This window comes from Alteromonas sp. BZK5 (assembly GCF_014349115.1).
GTDB lineage: Bacteria > Pseudomonadota > Gammaproteobacteria > Enterobacterales > Alteromonadaceae > Alteromonas > Alteromonas macleodii.
The window spans coordinates 31,516-51,661 of sequence record NZ_JACSOE010000028.1 but is presented as its reverse complement, the minus strand read 5'-3'; the positions used below and the strand labels follow the sequence as shown (position 1 = coordinate 51,661).

The 20,146-nt window shown below is 45.4% G+C and carries 17 protein-coding genes; 5 read left to right on the top strand and 12 right to left on the bottom strand.

Features of this window, described 5'->3' with window-relative positions; genetic code table 11:
• A partial coding sequence (locus BIZ39_RS10365; RefSeq protein WP_187446919.1) for an alpha/beta hydrolase family protein occupies window positions 1-410 on the top strand: 410 nt, incomplete at its 5' end.
• Window positions 411-622: 212 nt separating this feature from the next.
• Here BIZ39_RS10365 and BIZ39_RS10360 read toward each other — a convergent pair.
• Both BIZ39_RS10360 and BIZ39_RS10355 read right to left on the bottom strand, forming a co-directional pair.
• Window positions 623-1,552 (bottom strand): homocysteine S-methyltransferase family protein, encoded by a 930-nt coding sequence (locus tag BIZ39_RS10360; RefSeq protein ID WP_187446918.1) that lies wholly within the window; start codon window positions 1,550-1,552, stop codon window positions 623-625.
• Between the two features lie 36 nt (window positions 1,553-1,588).
• On the bottom strand, window positions 1,589-2,761 hold the full coding sequence (locus BIZ39_RS10355; protein WP_187446917.1) for an ROK family transcriptional regulator: 1,173 nt from the start codon (window positions 2,759-2,761) through the stop codon (window positions 1,589-1,591).
• A gap of 285 nt (window positions 2,762-3,046) precedes the next feature.
• On the opposite strand from BIZ39_RS10355, the gene BIZ39_RS10350 reads away from it, so the two are divergent.
• Window positions 3,047-4,015, top strand: a complete 969-nt coding sequence (locus BIZ39_RS10350) for a carbohydrate kinase family protein (RefSeq protein WP_187446916.1) — start codon at window positions 3,047-3,049, stop codon at window positions 4,013-4,015.
• 101 nt (window positions 4,016-4,116) lie between these two features.
• Here the strand turns inward: BIZ39_RS10350 and yeiP are convergent, their stop codons facing one another.
• From yeiP to BIZ39_RS10325, 5 genes are all read right to left on the bottom strand, one after another.
• Window positions 4,117-4,692, bottom strand: a complete 576-nt coding sequence (gene yeiP, locus BIZ39_RS10345) for an elongation factor P-like protein YeiP (protein WP_014951071.1) — start codon at window positions 4,690-4,692, stop codon at window positions 4,117-4,119.
• A gap of 102 nt (window positions 4,693-4,794) precedes the next feature.
• The gene (locus BIZ39_RS10340) at window positions 4,795-6,480 is read right to left on the bottom strand and encodes a cisplatin damage response ATP-dependent DNA ligase (protein WP_156078945.1); all 1,686 of its coding nucleotides are present in this window, start codon (window positions 6,478-6,480) and stop codon (window positions 4,795-4,797) included.
• The gene (locus tag BIZ39_RS10335; protein ID WP_039229360.1) at window positions 6,480-7,496 is read right to left on the bottom strand and encodes a ligase-associated DNA damage response exonuclease; all 1,017 of its coding nucleotides are present in this window, start codon (window positions 7,494-7,496) and stop codon (window positions 6,480-6,482) included. The genes BIZ39_RS10340 and BIZ39_RS10335 overlap by 1 nt, the downstream gene beginning before the upstream one ends.
• 274 nt (window positions 7,497-7,770) lie before the next feature.
• On the bottom strand, window positions 7,771-8,712 hold the full coding sequence (locus BIZ39_RS10330) for a transporter substrate-binding domain-containing protein (RefSeq protein ID WP_239217666.1): 942 nt from the start codon (window positions 8,710-8,712) through the stop codon (window positions 7,771-7,773).
• A 139-nt stretch (window positions 8,713-8,851) separates the two neighbouring features.
• Window positions 8,852-10,030 carry a DUF418 domain-containing protein gene (locus BIZ39_RS10325; protein WP_187446915.1) on the bottom strand — a complete coding sequence of 393 codons (1,179 nt, stop codon included), beginning with the start codon at window positions 10,028-10,030 and terminating at the stop codon, window positions 8,852-8,854.
• Between the two features lie 223 nt (window positions 10,031-10,253).
• On the opposite strand from BIZ39_RS10325, the gene BIZ39_RS10320 reads away from it, so the two are divergent.
• The gene (locus tag BIZ39_RS10320) at window positions 10,254-12,887 is read left to right on the top strand and encodes a ligase-associated DNA damage response DEXH box helicase (protein ID WP_187446914.1); all 2,634 of its coding nucleotides are present in this window, start codon (window positions 10,254-10,256) and stop codon (window positions 12,885-12,887) included.
• A gap of 40 nt (window positions 12,888-12,927) precedes the next feature.
• Entirely contained in the window at window positions 12,928-13,632 is a 705-nt protein-coding gene (gene pdeM, locus BIZ39_RS10315) for a ligase-associated DNA damage response endonuclease PdeM (RefSeq protein WP_049585741.1), read from the top strand.
• A gap of 115 nt (window positions 13,633-13,747) precedes the next feature.
• On the opposite strand, the gene BIZ39_RS10310 is transcribed toward pdeM, so the two are convergent.
• The 3 genes from BIZ39_RS10310 to folM all read right to left on the bottom strand — a co-directional run bounded on the left by BIZ39_RS10310 (window position 13,748) and on the right by folM (window position 16,548).
• Window positions 13,748-14,641 carry a carbon-nitrogen hydrolase gene (locus BIZ39_RS10310; RefSeq protein WP_039229281.1) on the bottom strand — a complete coding sequence of 298 codons (894 nt, stop codon included), beginning with the start codon at window positions 14,639-14,641 and terminating at the stop codon, window positions 13,748-13,750.
• Complete coding sequence (locus BIZ39_RS10305; RefSeq protein WP_049588770.1) at window positions 14,628-15,692, bottom strand: agmatine deiminase family protein; 1,065 nt, start codon at window positions 15,690-15,692, stop codon at window positions 14,628-14,630. Before BIZ39_RS10305 ends, BIZ39_RS10310 begins: the two co-directional genes overlap by 14 nt.
• Before the next feature lie 148 nt (window positions 15,693-15,840).
• The gene (gene folM, locus BIZ39_RS10300) at window positions 15,841-16,548 is read right to left on the bottom strand and encodes a dihydromonapterin reductase (protein ID WP_049588769.1); all 708 of its coding nucleotides are present in this window, start codon (window positions 16,546-16,548) and stop codon (window positions 15,841-15,843) included.
• Window positions 16,549-16,709: 161 nt separating this feature from the next.
• Between folM and folE the strand changes: the two genes are divergently transcribed.
• The gene (gene folE, locus BIZ39_RS10295; protein WP_187446913.1) at window positions 16,710-17,393 is read left to right on the top strand and encodes a GTP cyclohydrolase I FolE; all 684 of its coding nucleotides are present in this window, start codon (window positions 16,710-16,712) and stop codon (window positions 17,391-17,393) included.
• 108 nt (window positions 17,394-17,501) lie between these two features.
• On the opposite strand, the gene BIZ39_RS10290 is transcribed toward folE, so the two are convergent.
• Window positions 17,502-17,744, bottom strand: a complete 243-nt coding sequence (locus BIZ39_RS10290) for a hypothetical protein (protein WP_061486716.1) — start codon at window positions 17,742-17,744, stop codon at window positions 17,502-17,504.
• Window positions 17,745-18,067: 323 nt separating this feature from the next.
• Entirely contained in the window at window positions 18,068-20,017 is a 1,950-nt protein-coding gene (locus BIZ39_RS10285; RefSeq protein WP_069945101.1) for an alpha-amylase family glycosyl hydrolase, read from the bottom strand.
• Between the last annotated feature and the right edge of the window lie 129 nt (window positions 20,018-20,146).

The following is a 20,146-nucleotide window of genomic DNA, read 5'->3' as shown; positions in this document are numbered from 1 at the left end:
ATGCTGCGCTTATGGCTGCAGTCAGAGACCCAGATTTGTATCGATGCACTATTGGCTATGTAGGGATCTACGATCTGCAGTATGTTTATTCTGAAAGTGACATTCCTACAAGCTGGGGAGGCAAAGCCTATTTGCAAGAAGTAATTGGCACAGATAAAGCGCAACTAGCGGCGTTTTCTCCTATTACTCACGCTGACAAGATCAAGGCAAAAGTAATGCTTATCCATGGTTCAAAAGACCGTCGTGTACCTGAAATAAATGCAGAAGCGCTAGCCGATAAGCTAGCAAAAGTGAACAACCCGCCAGTTTACCTACAATATTCGCAAGCAGGCCACGGTGTCTATGATGAGGGCGATAGACAGGAACTGTATAAAGGGATGCTAGATTTCCTGAGCACTAATTTGATGTAGCTGTTGTTAGTGAGTCTACAAATCGATTAAGCCAGCCAAACGCAAAACTCGGTTTGTAGACAAGCTCGAATGACTCTTCATAGTGGTGAGGGTAATCCATGACATCAGCCATGTTCTCTACATGCAGTAGCCATCAAATAGCGTATTATGAAGCGAAAGACTTCGTAAGATAAAACCGAAAGCGACCCGTCAGTCAAGGTTCACCTTTAGTACTAAAATAGTTTATCACTTACTTGGTGTGGATATGCTTGGCTAATAGCTTGTATATGTCCAGGGCCGATACCACAGCAGCCCCCGATGATAGTTGCGCCAGCAGCCACCCAAGTTTTAACGTATTCAACATAGCGGGCGGGGGTTATGTCATCACGCATTTCGGAAAGTAGCGCGTTGGCCGCGTGCGTACGTTTTCTCTCAGAAAAGCTATTTGCATAAGCGCCAATATTAATCGAAGTATTTAAACTTCGCGTTATTGAAATAGCGTCTTCCATCTCTTCCGGCTGCGAACAATTGAAAAGCACGCTCTGTACTTCGCTCAATATTGGCGCTATCTCACTTAGCGGCTCACCAGAGCGCAATGTCACAGGCTCGTTAGATGTTTCCCGATTACTAACGGAGAATGACAGCCAGATAGGCAGTGAAGAGTGCTGTTTTATGAGTGATACCACGGCTTCAGCTTCTTCTACCGAGCTTGCAGTTTCAATCAACCAAACATCAACATAGGGCTCCTGCGCTTTAATAAGCGGTGTGAGAATGTCGCCTACACGGGTTGCATCAAATAAATCTGGGCGGTAAGAACCAAAAGCCGGAGGTACGCTACCCGCGACAAATCGCTTATTGCCACCATCGCTCTTTAATGTGTCTACTGCACCTCGAGCGAGTTCGGCCGCACTCTGGGCCAGAGTAAAAGCCTGCTCCCTAAATGTATTTTCTCCAATATGAAAAGGTACAAGCGCATAGGCGTTAGTGGTAATAACGCAGGCACCGGCTTCAAGAAAACGTTTGTGCACATCACTTACTAATTCAGGTGTTTGCATTAGTGCCAGTGCTGACCACTCTGGCTGCTTAAAGGGCGCACCAGTCTTTTTCAGCTCTCGCCCCATGCCGCCATCTAAAATTAAAATGTCATGCTTTCCTTCTTTCATACTGCCCAAAGCCAAACCTTTTGAGATGTTAGATGATTAGTAATAATTTGCCTGAAGAGCTAGGTTTGCACTTCCAATGGATTGCGCTTTTCTGCCTACAAGACCTTCGCTTATGTGTACCTGAGCAAGGCCTCGCATATCAAGCGTCTTCATCGCGCTTTGCGTATGCGCGACCAATGCGTTTTTGACATCATCAGGAATTGCGCCATCTATGATTACGCCGTCTAGGTCTAACAAGCTCATTGCACATTGAGTCGCAAAGGCCAATCCTCTGGCGGTTTCGCTCAACCAGTCTTCTATTGAGCGCGTGTCACAAGACCAGTGGGATGGCGATTCATAAATATGCTGACCGTTATGCCCAGCGTCGTTTAGCTTTCTTTCCAGCAAATAAAGTGAAGACTGGGTTATTAACTGGCTTTGTGTACTGCCATTGTAAAAGGGCAAAGAGCCAACGGCCCCAGCGTTGCCTGTTTTTCCATTAACTAACTGGTTATTGAGTACCAGGCCACCGCCTAAGAATGTGCCAACAAAGATGTAAAGAAAACTATTGTAGTTTTGGGAATTACCGAACGACATCTCTGCGCTGCACGCTGCTCCAGCATCATTTTTTATAAAAACAGGCAGTGATAATAAATCTTCCAACGCCGCTTGTGGATTAAACTCTCTCCACTCTTCCAATTCATTTTTTGGGGCTCCGGCTTCTTCTGCCCAACTCCAAATTTCGAAGGGCATAGCAACACCTAAACCTCGGATTAGGCGTTGTTGGTCGGTATCCAAATTTTTAATGAGTACATTGAAAGCACGTTTTGCAAAGGTAAGCAGGTTGCTTACGGTCGGGTAGGCGAACTTCTCGTGAAGTGTTGCTCTTACATTGCCTTTTAAGTCGAGTAACGTCATATCGAAACTTCGTCGACCTACTTTCAGCCCTATACCAAACGCGCCGCTTTCATTGAGACCAAACGGCACCTTGGGCTGGCCTACTCCGCCTTTGATTGGCTCTAGTCGCCTTACTAGGCCGTCAGCCTCTAGTTTTTTAATGATCACGGTAGCTGATTGTGCAGACAGCCCCGTTAACTGTGCTATTTCAGCTTTAGGCAATGAAGAGCGTTGGCGAATTAGGGTAAGGATATCCCGTTCATTCGCTGAGCGGCTATCAAGCAATGTAGGTGCTTTTTGTGATGGTAGTTGAAAGGCCGATTCAGTATTCAATGTATTTACAATCTATCGTTTTAAGAAGCTAGAGTGTAATAACAACCTAGCCGTGTATCAAATTTAAGAAATGGTGTAGGTACTTGTTCAGACAAAACTTTATTCGACAGTACTACGTCAACCCTATCACACCCGTTGATTTTTGCGTAAAAGTTTAAATCAATTAGGTTGATTTAATTGGTTCTTTCGACAATACTATGCCCCAATTAATTAACGATTCGTTAACCTTGCGCGAACTGTGCATAGGTAGGCTGCAATTTTTAAATTCTGTTAAGTGAGGCTGGTATGAAGATTTTATGTTTAGGTGAAGTGCTAATTGATATGTTAAGCCAAGGTGCTGCGCCCAAAGATGGCAACATACCAGCAATGAAACCTTTCCAGCCCTACGCGGGTGGTGCACCTGCTAATGTGGCAGTCGCTGTAGCTCAGCTAGGTGGAGAGAGTGCGATGGTTTCGAAAGTAGGTGACGATACTTTTGGCGCGTTTCTTAAAGAAATGCTAGAGCACTACAAAGTAAACACTGACTTCGTGTGGACTACACATGAAGGTAATACGGCTTTGGCATTTGTAAACTTGGATGCAGACGGCGAACGCTCTTTTGATTTTTATGTTGATAATGCCGCGCATAAACATATTTCAGAGCAAGATTTGTCGACGATAGATTGTGATAAAACTACAGTGCTTCATTTTTGTTCAGGTTCTATTTCAGGCCCTGAACTTATTCCTGGTACCGAGTTTATTCTGAACAAGGCGAAGGAAAACGGCATGATGGTGTGTTTGGATATTAACTATCGCCCAGCTTTTTGGGATGACACAGCGAATGCGCCGTCACGTATAGATGAAGCTGCAAAGAAAGTGTCTGTTTTAAAGGCTAGCCGAGAAGAACTCGCAGAGCTATATGGCGAAGAAAATGCTGATACAAAAGTTCAGCAATGGCTTGATAGCGGCGTTAAAGTTGTATTGGTGACTGATGGTGGTGAGCCCATTCACTATATTACCAAGTCATTCAGCGGCACGTTAGCGTCACCTAAAGTGGATGTAAAAGACACGACAGCAGCGGGTGACTCTTTTATTGGTGGCTTCTTATATTTCCTATCTACAAAAGTGAAATGCGCTGATGACTTCGACGCATGGGCGGAGAACTTCGAGAATGTAAGCGAAGCTACGGAATTTGCTATCCGCTGTGGTGCTTACACGGTAACGCAGTATGGTGCATTTAGCGCATTGCCAACGCAGGCTAATATCGCTAAATAAGTATCGATTATCTTAAGATAAACAAAAGGGTTCAAAATGAACCCTTTTTTCTTCAATAGCTGCGCACCGGCAAAGGTGGCGTCAGCTGATGTATTGGTTGCTTAGTGCTTATCCGCTCTACTTTGGAACTTGCGTTCCTCGGTGTTTACCTTAATCCATTCGCCAGTGCTGATGTATTCAGGCACCTGTACAACCAGTCCGGTTGAAAGCGTGGCAGGCTTGGTTCGAGATGTAGCAGAGGCGCCTTTAATAGATGGGTCTGTCTCAACAACTTCAAGCTCTACGCTCATTGGCAAATCTAACGCTACTGGCACTTCACTTACAATAACCACCTGAATACCGTCGGTGTCTTCATTAATGAATAGCGCCTCATTTTCAATACTTTCTTTGTTCAAGTGATAAGGCGTGTAGTCTTCCTTATCCATAAAAATGTATTCGTCACCATCAACATAAGAAAACATTGCCGGACGACGAATTAAATCAGCCATATCTAATGTGTCTGAGTCTTTAAATGTTTCGTCGTACTTAGCACCTGTGACGACGTCATACATGCGCATGCGATAAATGCTGCCACCTGCACGACCTTGGGGTACAGAGCGCTCTATATCTCTAACTATGCAGGTCTTACCGTCAAATACCACGGTGTTATTCTTTTTGATTTCACTAGCCTTAGGCATGGCGATTTCCTATTTTTATGTTCTTCAGGCAATCCGCCCGAGGTCATCTGTAAAACTTCATTTTCAGCGATTTTTTCTTACTTAGGAAGTATTTTTACGTGGTTAGTTTTCGATTAACGCTTTAACGTTGGTTAGAGTGTCAGCTTCGGCGGCTGGTTTATCCCAACGAATACGGTGAATGCGAGGAAAGCGCAGCGCTACCCCCGATTTATGTCTTGAAGAAGGATGGACCGCGTCGAAAGCCACTTCTAACACCAGATCTTTCTTTACCTCCCGCACAGGACCAAAGCGTCCCACTGCATTGCGCCGTACCCAGTTGTCTAGCTTCTTAAGTTCTTCGTCGGTAAATCCAGAATATGCTTTTCCTATTGGCAGAAGTTGGTCGTCTTCCCATGCACCGAACGTGTAATCGGAATAGAAGCTCGATCGTTTCCCGTGCCCTCGCTGTGCGTACATCATTACCGCATCAACCACCAGCGGGTCGCGCTTCCACTTGAACCATTCCCCTTTGGGACGGCCGGGGATGTACTCGCTATCTAAGCGCTTTATCATCAACCCTTCCACCGCGCGATTTTGACAAACGCGGGCATGAAGTTCACGAAGGCTTTTAGGAGAGCTCGCAGAAAGGGTTTCCGATAAAAACAAGCGCTCGCTTTTGTTATGGTTAAACCATTCGTGGAGCGCCTGGCGACGTTCCTTCAACGTTTTCTCAGTTAAATCTTTGCCATCTAGCACCAAGGCATCGTAGACAATAAGTCCAACAGGTGAAGACGCTTGCAGTGCTTTACTTGGCTTTTTCTTGTTGAGGCGTTGCTGAAGTGCATTGAATGTGTCGACATTCGGCTGTGAAGCCATAGCGTCATAAGCGTCGCCTTTTACGTTATGAATAACCAGTAGTTCACCGTCTAGCACCATATTTCCTTTTACCGTTTCAAGTAGATCGGGAAAAGAATGGCTAATGTCATCTCCTGTGCGTGAGAAAAGCGCCTTATCCGGCGTCTCTTCATCTATTGTTTGCCCTTTTTTGTTATCGTTCTGGTCTTTTCTTGTGGCGCATTTACTGGCAATAGGCTCCGATTTAACAGCAAGCTGAACGCGAATACCGTCGTACTTGTTTTCAATTTGCCACGTGTTTTCCGTAAAAGCATCAATATCGCTGTCCTCAATAGGGTGGGAGAGCATCACGGGGTGGAAAGTAACTGCATTTTCAATGTCAGGTTTGTCAGCTTTGCCTTCTAGCCAAGCAAGCATGTCGGTGTAGGGTGGTGTAACCGCGTGCCACAGCGTTTCAATTTCTTTGATATCTTTATTGCCATAATCGGCCAGTATTTGTTTAATGGAGCGAGCCGACACGCCTATGCGCAATCCGCGGGTGCCAAGTTTCAATAAAGCCCAGCGCTGTGCAGGGGTCATTATCGTCAGGTAGTTGGCTAGCGTTTCCGACACCTTCTGTTTACTCACAGACGCAAAGGTTTCTACGACTTCAGTAAGACTTGGAAGATTATCCGTAGGTTCACTGTAAGGCCATAAATGCGCCACGGTTTCGCTAACCTCTCCCACATAATCGTAGCTCATTGCAAAAAGCGCAGAGTCAGTGTGTTCGGTAATGAGCTTTTTCACAGTGTTACGCTTAAAAAAATCGAATCGCAACGTACCGGCCATAGCGGCTATAGCCCAGCCACGATCAGGGTCAGGTGTGTTGGCAATGTAATCAGCAATGAGTTGCGCTTTGGCTTTGTTTCCCGACGTGTAATAAAGTTGCTCAAGCAAATTACTAAATGCTTTCATTAGTCGCCTCCTTGCTCTTCTTCATCGTAGCCGACAAGCGATAATGCCCTAGCTTTGAACCCCATTTTTTCAGCTTGATACATTAACGCGTCCTCTCTACCGTGGGTCACCCATACTTCTTTGGGATTCACTTCTTCAATGGTTTGTAATAATTCTGGCCAATCGCAGTGATCGGAAATAATAAGCGGTAGTTCGGCATTTCTTTGCTTCGCACGGGCGCGAATTTGCATCCAGCCAGACGCCATAACAGGGCGCACATTGGGTAAGCTTCTCGACCACCTGTCGGCCAATGCCGAGGGGGGCGCTAATACAATCTCACCTGCCAGTGCTTTTTTATCTGCGACGTCGGATACAGGAATTAAAGCGCCTAGACTTATTCCAAGCTGTTCATATAAATCGCATAGCTTTAGCTGCGCACCATGTAAGTAGATGGGCTTTTCGTACCCCGCTTCACGTAGCGCTAAAATAACCCTCTGGCATTTCCCTAGGGCATACGCACCAACAAGGTGGCATCGTTCGGGAAAAACACGTAACGAGTGAAGGAGCTTATCTATTTCGTGCTCTATAGGTGGATGTTTAAACACAGGAAGGCCAAAAGTGGCCTCGGTAATCAATACATCGCAAGGGACAACTTCAAACGGCGGGCAGGTAGGATCGTGGCGGCGTTTATAGTCGCCAGAAACCACAACGCGGTAGCCTGCATATTCAATAAGAATCTGGGTGGAGCCTAAAATATGCCCGGCGGGGAAAAAAGTGACCGCAACGTCATTAAATGTCACTGACTTACCTAGCGTTATGGCGTGTTGGTGTGTTGCCATATCATCGCCATAGCGGGTTTTCATAATGGCCAGTGTTTCTGCGCTGGCATAGACACTGTGGTGGCCGGCGCGCGCATGGTCGGCGTGGCCGTGAGTAACAAGTGCGGTTGACACTTCATTCATAGGGTCAATATAAAACTGGCCTGGCTCGCAATACAGGCCAGTGTCGTCAGCTTTTAGCCACGTTGATGGATGCACTACACATAATTTCCACGAAATAAATAATGCTCTTACTACGTAGTGAATGCCTAAAATCGACCATTTGATATTCGCTCGTCTAGGATTTTTGCGAACTGCTAAGCGCTTAAGCACTTTGTTTGTCGCAGTAGATATGGACTTGGATACAGCTTCGGAAGAGGCACTTTAAAAGTCTCTCACATCACATGTGTGGTTGAATCAATGGAGTACTTTCCTTGATGAGAAGTAACACTGATAAGGATGCTGTAGTTCTATAACGTGCTATTCGAGCTACCTATTGTACAACCTCAAATTGTTGGGCTTCTGATGCTGTTGCCTCTAGCGTCGCTTCGGAGAGGTGTGGATTATTAAGTTTGAGTACGGTTCTCTCTGAAAGCTTCAGCGCTTTTTCAATATCTTTAAAATTAATGTACTTTTCAAATAACGCGGCGAAGCTTCCGTCTTGTCGAGCAATATTTAATCCCCGTTCTATGCGCTGCGCTAATTCAGGTTTCGATTGTGAAACGAAGAAAAACATGTAAGACGGATAATACAATAAAACTGAAGGCTCTATGATAATGTCTGGGTCGTTTAGCGATTTCGCCTCTACCACCGCCTCATGAGCCGCACGTGGAAAGTAATCAATTCTACCAGCCTTTAAAAGCTCAATGATAATGTCGTAATTACTGGTTCCTAACGCAGTAAATCCGTTGTGCTCTAGAATCTGAAAATCGGGCCAGTCGTGACCTTGACCTGCAACAAACCGCTTTAGATCAGGCGCGCTACGAACATTGTTAAACTCATGTAGAGTATTTTGGCGGATCAAAGAGACGCGATAGCCCATGATTCCGTTCAATAGAGGAACCCGCACCGGAATGGCTTGCTGTTCACGCAGTTTTGACGTCACTGTCCAAAACACGTCAACTCCCCCTTCTTGGTTTAGTTGGCGCAGAACGCGTTCTTGAACCAAATTGCCGCTACTCTCTACAAGATATGTTGGTTTAATAGGGTCTTCTGTTTTGCTGAGCGCTAATTTAAGTAATGCAGAGTAATAGGCATGAGAGGCATAGTCGAGTTCACTACTTTCGACTATCTTAACTTCGTAACTGCTAGGGGCGAGCTGTGATGTTTGCGCACTGTCCAACACACTTCCAAAAACTTGTTGACAGAAAAGGTGCCAAATTATCATCACCGCTACTATTGAAAATAGCCTTACTCGACGTCGATTTTGTATCATGCCTATTTACCTCAATGGCTAAGGAAAAGCCATTGGCCTGCTAACCTTTAACATTGAGTAAAGCTTAGCAGGCCTGCTTATTTAGGTCGCGTTTACCGTTCAGTATACACACAATTTTCAAGATGCAAGCGATATGGCGTTAGGTGAGCTGCTCTACTTCGTCCTGTTTCAATTTTTGCTTTTTGTGAAAACTGCGCAAATACATTTTTCGCCATAGGGCTTCAAAGGGACCTTGGTTGAAGTGCTTAGTAATGCCGTTCGCCAAAATAACTTGTACTGCGGTGAAGGCGATGGTGACAAGAAGCAAATCAAGCAACGTTACGCTGTAAATAAAGTTTGGAAAATAAGCGGGCATGACGATGCGAAATAGTACAGCGAGTGCTATTGATTGGGTTAAGTAGAGGGTGAACGCAACTTTGCCGCAGTTTATAAGCGACTGATACCACCACGCCGCAGTATGTCTTATATTTATCAATAGGTGAGCGTATACCAAAGCACAGAAAATGGCTGGAATGCTAGTGAACATGGGGATCACATCTAATGTTACCTGTTCGAATAAAAATTGCGGAAGTGCAGTAATGATGGATGTGACGATAGCAACCAATACTAACTTCTTAAATATCAGTGACGAGAAGCCGTGATTGAAAAAGCCTGCCCTATACAAATAAGCGCCAAACATCATAAGCCCCATAGACTGCCACAGCATAGTGAATGGCGCGACAATAACCGTAGACAGCATAAACGATGCTTGAATACCAAGCTGCGTTAAGTAGCCGCTTTGCCACAAGGCCACTTCTTCGTTAAATGTTTCACTGGGTCGTGTTGCCAGTTCAGCCCCCATGTCGAACACAAACGCCATGATGAGCCCACCAACTAACATAATTGCGCTTCCCACAATAAGGTAATGAATACTTTTCTTTTTGAGTTCATCTTGAGGGAGCGTGAAGTGTTTTAAAATAAAAAATGCGCACAGGCTGTAATAAAGCAAGATGTCGCCGCTGAAAATAAATACGCCATGCAGTAGCCCAAATACAAACAGCCACTTGAGTCTGGCTTGTGAGAAATCTAGGAAATGTTGTCCGCGCTTTTCACAGGCCTCAAATTGAATTGCCAGACCTGCACCAAACAACAAGCAGAACAGAGAGCGAAATCGTCCATCCAAAAACAGCGTATTAAAAAGTGAAATAACCGTGTCTGATAATAGCGGCTCTTCAAAAAATGCATAGTTAGCGTAACCGTTTTGGTGAAACGTAATGTTCATGAATAAGATGCCAAGAATGGCTAAACCTCTAACGGCGTCTATTGAATGAATTCGCATGTACGGTCCTTGTAAGAAAATCGCTAATTCGTGAAACATAAGAAGGTCAAAAACTCTGCGCTGAAGTTTACGCTAAGAAAATGCATAAGGTCGAAGTGAAAAATGTATCTAAACATTAAACGCGCTGAGGATGATTACATTGTGCATCTATCGTAAGGCGTGACAAGTAAACCTAACCAAGGTTTTGCCGTATAAGTGCTAAAAGTATTAACAAGAACCATCAATGACTTCACTTCCTTCAGTCTTTGCCCATTGGTTTGAACAAAAAGGCTGGCAACTACGCGATTATCAACACACCATGCTGGTGGAGAAAGACCAGCATGACTGTACATTATTGATTGCGCCAACCGGCGCTGGCAAAACCCTCTCTGGCTTTTTACCTAGCCTAGTCGAACTTGCAGAGACATTTGGTATGAGCGAACTTGCAGAGACATTTGGTATGAGCGAGCTTGCTGAGGCATTCGGTACGAGTGAACTTGATGAGATTTCGGAAAACCAGGAGCTTGTTAAGAAGACCGGAACCAGTGAACAAGCAGAAATAAAAGCAATAAACAAACAGGCAACAAAAGGAAAAGAAAAGGATGGGTTCAACGGCCTACATACCCTTTACATATCGCCGCTGAAAGCACTCACGCAAGATATTCATCGAAATTTGTTACAGCCCATTGAAGAAATGGCGCTGCCGATAACGGCAGAAACACGCACAGGCGATACGCCCTCACACAAGCGCCAGCGTCAACGGAAAAAGCCGCCAAACATCCTGCTTACCACACCAGAGTCGCTCATGCTGATGTTGAGCTACGCCGATGCAGATAAGCTTTTTGGCAAGCTTAAACGCGTGATCATCGACGAAACACACAGTTTAATGGCCAACAAGCGCGGAGACTTTCTTTCACTCGCCCTCGCGCGGTTAAGCGTTCTATCACCGCATTGTAAGCGTATTGGCTTATCAGCCACCGTCGCTTTTCCCGAAACGCTAGGTGCGTGGCTGGCTGGCAGTGACGGTGTAGCTAATATTGTAAAAGTGAAAGCGGGTGAAAAACCTAAGGTGGAAATGCTGCACTCTAAAGCGCGCATGCCTTTTGGCGGCTTTATGGCTCGCTACGCCATCGATGATATTTACCAGGCCATTGAAAACGCCAAAACCACACTGGTTTTTGTGAATACGCGAGCTCAGTCAGAGCTGTTGTTTCAAATGCTGTGGGAGGCAAACAAGGCTGCGCTACCCATTGCCCTTTATCACGGTAGCTTGAGCAAAGAGCAGCGTCGTAAGACCGAAGCCATGATGGCAAGCGGCATGCTGCGGGCAATTGTATGTACGTCGGCCTTGGAGTTAGGTATTGACTGGGGGGACGTGGATAAGGTTATTCAAGTTGGCGCACCAAAAGGCGTGAGCCGATTACTGCAGCGCATAGGGCGAGCAAACCACAGGCTCGACGAGCCAAGTGAAGCGTTGCTCGTACCGGCAAACCGTTTTGAAGCGCTGGAGTGTCAGGCGGCGATCACCGCTATTGAAAAAGGGGAGCTAGACGGGGAAAGCCCACAGCCAGGGGCACTGGACATTGTCCCGCAATTTATACTGAATTGCTTGTGTAGTAGGGCTGATAGCCCAGATACCTTGTATAAAGAGATACTTACCGCCACGCCATACCAAGGGCTCGATAGAGATGATTTCGACAAACTATGGCAATTTACCCAAGACGGGGGCAGTGCGCTTAATGCGTATGAAAGATATCAGCGGCTGACGAAAAACGACGATGGCACTTACTCGCCAGCGAATCGGCGGGTTATTCAACGGCACAGACAAAACATAGGCACTATCGTTGAAGCGGGGCGGCTTAAAGTAAAGCGTATACGAAGAGGAAATCAGGGCAAGATAATTGGTGAAGTAGAAGAGTATTTCGCTCAGCAGTTAACGCCCGGAGACACCTTCTATTTTGCAGGAGAAGTATTGCGTTTTGAGGCTATTCGCGACATGCAGCTACACGCTAAGCCTGCAAAAGCAAAAGAGCCGAAAATACCAAGCTACGCGGGTGGTCAAATGCCGCTATCTACTTACTTGGCGGATGGGGTACGGGCAATTTTGGCTACTCAGAAATCATGGAGAGCACTGCCTGCACAGGTACAAGAGTGGCTTAAACTTCAACAGGCGTTTTCTCAATTGCCTAGTCCTGACAACGTGCTTGTAGAACAATTTCCGTTTAGACAGGCGCACTATACCTTGTACTACACCTTTGACGGACGCAAAGCGAACCAAACCTTAGGTATGTTGCTAACGCGACGAATGGAAAAAATGGGCATTAAGCCTTTAAGCTTCAGCGTGACCGATTACGGATTATCGGTGGCTTCAGTAAACGCCATCACCCAAGGACAGCTGCAGCAACTATTCCAGCCTGATATTTTAGGGGATGAGCTAGAAGACTGGATGTTACAGGCACCTATGCTCAAGCGCTCGTTCAGGCAAGTGGCGGTGGTGAGTGGGCTCACTGAACAGCGCTATCACGCCAGCCAAAAAACCATGAAGCAAGTAACGTTTTCTACCGACCTTATCTACGATACATTGCGCGAACACGATCGCGACCATATCTTACTTAAAGTAGCACGGGCCGATGCAGAGCGTGAGCTACTTGATTTAAGGCGACTTGCTAATTTACTTATTCGCTACGTGGATTCAACGACACTGGTAAACCTTGAAAAACCGTCGCCCATGGCCATTCCTATAGTACTGGATGTGCGCAGTGAGCAAGTGAAAGGCGCTGGTGCGCAGGCTATCATTGAGCAAGCTAATTTATATGCAGAAGCTGAAACCATGTTAGATGAAGTGCGCGCATTGTTATCGGGCTCATCTGTTGAATAATATTAGATAAAAGCAAAGACGAAAAGAATAAGAGGGCAATTTGGCAATAACTGACGCGTGGCTAACCGAAAAAGTAAGCCAGCGCCACATCACTATCACAAAATATGCAGACTACTTGTGGCTGCTAGATGCGCGCGGTGTGGCGTATTTACCCGCATGCGATTGGCTTATAGTGTCTGATCTGCACTTAGAAAAAGGCAGTTATTTACGCAGTTATGCGAACCCATTGCCGAGTTTAGATTCCACTGCCACGTTAACGCGGTTAGAAAGTATCATCGAAGATTACAAGCCACTGCGAGTAATCAGCTTAGGTGACAGCTTTCACGACAAACACAGCATGTCGCGCATGACCACTGAGGACCGTCAGCACTTATGCAGATTAGTTAGCAATGTGGACGAGTGGATGTGGGTAGAAGGTAATCATGATCCAGATTTACCCGACGGCATACCGGGTACGCCGTGTTTTGAAATAGTGCTAGATAATATGGTTTTCAGACACGAAGTAGAAACGAGTGAAACTCGTGCTCAGGTTATTGGCCATTATCACCCCAAAAAGCGCACAACCATTACTCGCCGCCGATACTCAGGCAAATGCTTTACTAACAACGAAAATGTATTTGTGATGCCAGCCTTTGGTCAGTTCACTGGTGGGCTAGATATAGATGAAGAGGTAATGCTAACGCTTCTGCCTAAACGTTCACGACAGGTATTCATGCTCTACGACAACATTATTTTTAAAGTGTAACCACAAAATTGGGGTCAGAGTACATTTCCACCGCGGCAGAATTAAAAAAGGGGTCAGAGTACATTTTGTGACATAGATTTGTCTTGGAAAATGTACTCTGACCCCATTATTTAGGTTAATCGCGCCAGCGCTTGGTTAGTTCGTCGTAGGCGTCTATGCGGCGGTCGCGGAAGTAAGGCCAAATGCGCTTCACCTGTTCGGTACGTTCCATATCAAGCTCTACGGTTAGCGTGGTTTCACCTTCAGCTTCGGCTTTGGCCAAAATCTCACCTTGCGGGCCTGCTACAAAGCTTTGTCCCCAGAACTGAATACCTGGATCACCTTCAACAGGTGACGCTTCAAATCCAGTGCGGTTTGCCACGATAACCGGTACTGAGTTTGCCACAGCGTGAGAGCGCTGAATGGTTTCCCATGCACCATGCTGACGGGTACGTTCTTCTTCTGTGTCAGTTAAATCCCAGCCGATTGCGGTAGGGTAGAACAACAAGTCCGCACCTGCCATCGCCATTAGGCGCGCCGCTTCTGGATACCACTGGTCCCAACACACCAATACGCCAAGTTTACCTACGCTGGTTTCAATAGGCGTGAAGCCCATATCGCCCGGTGTGAAGTAAAACTTCTCGTAAAAGCCTGGGTCATCAGGAATATGCATTTTACGATATTTGCCCGCAATTTCTTTACTGCGGTCGAACACGACTGCGGTGTTGTGATACAAACCTGAACCGCGCTTTTCAAATAAAGATGTCACCAACACGATATTGTGTTTTTCGGCTAGTTCACCAAAAAATTCTGTCGCAGGTCCAGGAATTGGTTCAGCCAAATCAAAGGCGTCAGTATCTTCTTGCTGGCAAAAATACAGGGTGCTGTGTAGTTCTTGAAGCAAAATACACTCGCATCCTTCAGCGGCTAATTTGGCAATTTGCTCGGCACTTTTATTCCAGTTCGTTGCTTTATCGTTATCGGCAACGGCCTGTTGTACCAGACCCACTTTTAGCTTAGCTGGGCGCATGTAATGACACTCCTTTCTTTAAGGTGGTGATAATCGAATCTTTTAATGTATTTGTGGGAACCTGCATGGAAATGCAATGCAAGCTGCCGTATTGTCTTACGAGTACACTGCAATCGATTGGTTCAACAATATGATTGGGATGTGCTCTTTGTACAGTCTCAATGGCTTCTGCGTCTTCCTCTTCACCGTAAACAGGCAATAATATTGCGTTGTTACAAATTAAGTAATTTGCGTACGATGCCGGCAGGCGGTCCCCTTCGTCATTTACAATATTAGGCAGCGGCAGATGAAACTGTTCATGCTCAGGCAGCTCAAGGGCGCACTCGTCGCACAACGCTTTCAACCCTTCAAAGTGACTGTCATTAGGACGGTTGTTACACGCCTGGATCACTAGGCCTTTGTTCGGCGTGAAACGCACTAATGTGTCGATGTGACCGTCAGTATCATCGCCTTCTAAATGACCATGCTGCAAAATAGTAACTTTGCTGCAGCCTAGCATATCTTTAAATGCATCTTCGTAAGCGCTTAGCGACATATCACCATTACGCTCAGGGTTAAGTAAACACTGGGCAGTACTTAATAGGTGTCCGTCTTCATCAATTTCCAGCGCGCCACCTTCTGCCACAATTGGGCTGCTGCGAAGTACAGATTTACACATACTGGCAAGATAACGCTGATTCGCCAGATTATCTTCAGCGGCGTTAAACTTATTGCCCCAACCGTTAAAGCGAAATTCTACCGGCGAGCCATTGCCTTCACTGTCTTTACAAGTGATGAAGCCGTAGTCGCGCATCCATGTGTCGTTAAATGAGGCAGTAACAATAAGCACTCGAGCGTTCTCTGGTAAACGAGAATTAAGATCGTCTACGTCACTCGGCGCACATAATAAAATCACACCCGCATCGTTGCGGTTTACTGCAGCAATCACGTTTAGATACGTCGCTCTCGCGTCTTCTAACCATGGAGCCCAGTCGGTTTGCGCATGAGGCCACGCTAATATAACAGCATCAATGTTATGCCATTCAGGCGCCATAGTACGGTTGCCGTGCATAGTAAAATTCCAAATAGCCACGAAATAGGGTTCGGATTATAGCCATGCCTCAGCATGAGACCAAGGCAAATGGCGATGAAATTAATTGGCGGTGACGATTACTTTAAGCCATAAGGAAAACTGAAATGACAGAAAAAAGGGGCAGTCTTTATCTTAAATGCCGCCCACCGTTGAGATGAAGGGTTTGCCCTGTCACGTAGTCACTATCAAATAAATAGTTCACGGCTTTCACGGCCTCTTGCGCCCCCGGTACTATCTCTAACAGTGATTTTTCTAACGCTTTTTGCTTATAAGCTTCGTCATCACCCTCATTGAACATAAGCAAAGCTGGGGCAATGCTATTTACTTTTACCTTTGGTGCGAGCTTCTTAGCAAATGATAGGGTCAGGTTGTGCAGGGCTGCCTTACTTGCCGCATAAGCCATGTGTTTCTCGCTGCCTGTTTCTTGAACGTAGTCAGTCATATGAATAATGTCAGACTGAACGTCGCAATCACAAAGAGCCTTTTCAAGTGCCAAGTTTATGCGGTAAGGGGCAACAGCATGGACCAACATCATTCGTTCAATCAAGCTATGCTTGTCATGGTTATCTTTTTCTTGCGCCCAATCTGACGCGTTGTGGATCACCGCTCGATAGGTTTTACTGATTGCCTTAATCTCATCAATTGCTCGATCAATAGCCGCCTCAGTGCTAAAATCCGCCTGTAAGACTGTAGCACCTTTATCCTCAAGCATTGAAATACTTGGACGAAGTGTTCGATAAGTCACGACAACGTGGTGGCCCTGGTCAAGTAAACTATTGGCCATAGCTAAGCCTAAACGTTGGCTTGCGCCTGTAATTAACACAGGTGAATTCAAGATGATGTCCTTCTTTCGTAAAAGGTAACGGTTTTATTATTCTGTGCCAAATGCACAGTCGGTAGCAATGACATTAAATAAAAGTCATGTTGCCAAGTAATCGATCTGTAACGAACTCATGCTCGTACAAGATCAAAAAAGAAGTAACTACGGATAAAGTAATGTTAGTAAAAGAAGCGGTAATTGTGCGCGACGCACTAGACCCCTCTATTTCAGAGCCAGCACAACGTGTACGAGAAGCATTAGAAGCCAAAGGTTTAGAAACACCTATGGTGGCTAATGGTCTTACTGACGAGCAAAAGCGCAAACGAATTGAAAGTGCTATGCGTGACGTAATGGACACGCTTGGCCTTGATTTAACTGACGACAGTTTGTGTGATACGCCCACGCGAATCGCTAAAATGTATGTTAATGAGATCTTCGGTGGATTGGACTACCGCAAATTTCCTAAGATTACTGCCATTGAAAACAAGATGCAGATTGACCAGCCTGTACAGGTATCTGATATAAGCCTGACCAGCACCTGCGAACACCACTTTGTTACTATTGATGGCACGGCAACCGTTTCTTATATTCCAAAAGATACAGTAATCGGCCTTTCAAAGATTAACCGTCTTGTGGGTTTCTTTGCTCAACGTCCACAGGTACAAGAGCGTTTAACTCAACAAGTGTTAGTTGCGTTGCAGACGCTGACCAATACTGAAGACGTAGCGGTGAGCATTAACGCTACGCACTATTGCGTTAAGGCGAGAGGGATCCGTGATACTAATTCATATACGAAAACGTCTGCGCTCGGCGGCCGTTTCCTTACTGATAATGAATTGAAACGAGAGTTCTTTCGGTAGTTGATGCTTGTTGAAATTCCTGTTTCGGAACTTTATTCAAGAACTTTAAAAGCCGCTCATGAAGCGGCTTTTTGTTTGCTAACATTTTGCTACGCTTTCCAACGCGCTTTATTTGATAACAAGCTCTGCATCCAGTGAATCGACAATCAAATTGATACGGCCACCAATACCATTGGCCGCCGTTAAACTGAGTACTTTGTTACAGCACCCACAAGATTCATGCTGTTCGTGATACATGTCGCGAACTGTTTCTAGCTGGAAGTCATTTATTGCGCCGCAATACGGGCACATGTATTCCAAAGCACTATCACTTTGCATCGTTTTATCCGTTACCATGTTAAACATATCCATATGACATAAGTCGAATCCCGCTGTGTAATACCTCTGCGTGAAGCAAGAAACAAACCACACACAACAAGAAGAGTGCTACTTCCGCGTCAATCAGTTTGAGAGCCAGTCAAACACAGGCTAGGCTACCAAAGTCCTTCGGAAGCTATGTGAACTATCTATTCACTATAAAAAGTATAGTGGGTATTTATTGGCGTGCCTGTGAAAAAATGACTTATTCGATAAGTCACTGGCAGTAAAGATAATTAATTTGGCGACTAAGCTGCGGATAACTTGCTAACCACTTTTCAAACAGCGATTAGCAAGATATGGCGAAAGCTCGAGCTCTAATCAGTAAGAAGCCACATTTGTTGAAAAGGCTCAAGCAATAGTGGTGAAGCATTCATTTCGACAGTTTCATCAGTTAGCAAATCTCGGCCTGATGCGCCCTTTAGTGTTGCCAAAAGGCTACGCTGAATGGTCTGAGGGTGCTCACTGAAGTTACATATCACAAGCAGCTTGTGACCCTGTGTATTTTCCCGAAGAAAAGCAAAGCAATGATGGTTATCGGCATCTAAAATTTGGGTGCTAGACTGCCCGAAAATCGCATTCTGCTTTCTAATTGCTATCATTTTGCGCAATCCGTTAAACACGCGAAGGCTCGCAGTCTCTGTAGGGTTGGCAGGCGACGTGTTTCCTAGCGCCAATTCCGTATCTGCGCGGGTAACAGCAATTCGGTTTACCCATCTGTCGTCGTGCTTTTTGGTGTCATCAAATCGATAGCTGTAGTCATTAAGCTTGCCTACTTCATCACTAGAGTAAAGTAGCGGAATACCTCCAATGCTAAAGGTGATACCGTAAAGCAGCATCATTCGTTTCACAGCGTCATCAATGCCTTTTGAATCGTTGGATTTAAGCGCGCCTTCTAGCCCACATAAAGAGGCTAGTGAACCACACACACGACAATCGCCGTTAGAAGGGTTTTCAGCAAACGGCACGCCGTTGGCAAAACTTCCTTCAAAACGACCGGTATAAAATTGATTAAGAAAATGGCGGTGATCGAATGCGTTAATACCCAGTTCGTTGGCTACCGCGTCGTCGAAGGTCCATCCGATATCGTCGTGGCATCGCACGTAGTTCACCCATGTGCAGTTCTCAGAAATAGAGAAGCTCTTTTTCATTGAGCGCGTAAGCAAACGGGTTTTACGCGTGGCTAACGAATTCCATAGCAGTGCCATTAGCAAAGGGTTGTAGGATAGCTGACACTCATCTTTTTCGATGTACTTAAGTACTTCGTCAGGGTGCACGATGGCTTCTGACTTAAAGACCACGGCAGGCGCTACAATTTGTAAGCAACAGTTGAACGCTTGTATAAGTACGTGGGCCTTTTCCTGATTTTCGCAGTTAGTACCTAGCTCTTTCCAAATAAAGGCCAACGCATCTAAACGCAGTGCAGCGCTACCTATATTGGCCAGAAACAACATTTCAGACGTGATAGCGTTAAACACCTCAGGATTACTGTAGTTTAAATCCCATTGAAAGCTGTTAAATGTCGTCCATACCCATTTTTCTATCTGTTCATTAAAGGTAAAGCTACCTCTTCTTACCTGGGGAAATATTTCTCTTAAAGTATGTTCGTACTGATCGGGAATGGTTCTGTCATCGAAAAGGTAGTAGTAGCCTTGAAACTGCTTCTCACCTGCCAGTGCAGCTTTCGCCCAAGCGTGCTCGTCAGAGGTATGATTGAACACAAAGTCGAGAACAAGATTTATTCCCTCTTTCTGAAGTGCTGAAGCAAGCTTTTCCAGGTCTTTCACTGTGCCTAGCGTTGGATTAACCTTGCGATAATCCGACACAGCATATCCTCCATCGCTATCCCCTTTGGGCGCATCGTATAAAGGCATTAAGTGCACATAGGTAACGCCTAAAGACTTAAAGTAGGGAATTTTGTCATGCAAGTCATTCAGAGTGGGGCCCATCAGGTCAACATAACAGGCCATGCCGACTTGCTGTTCATCGCGATACCAAAGCGGGTTTTTTAACCTTTCATTATCAAGCTTTTTGAGGGCTGGTTTACGGCTTTTTAACCCGTCTCTTAATATTTCAACCAGTTTTTGTAAATGAAAGTAGCAGTCATACTGGTGCCCATAAACGTAGGTATATTTGTCAAAAAGACGAGGAAAATGTTCCTTCAAGCGACGCGTAAAAGTTGTTGCATCTTTCTTACTTAGACCAGATAAATCGGTTGATGCCAAGATTCGGTCTAAACATACACCACTGTCAGCAGCATAGCTCATAGAAAACTCCAAAGTGCGACGCTTAGGTGCGTCATACAACCTATCCTAATTAACAGGTTTACAGGCTTTTTAAATTCTGTTAACTTTTATCTTAAACGATTAAGCTCATTTATCAAGTTTATTACATCG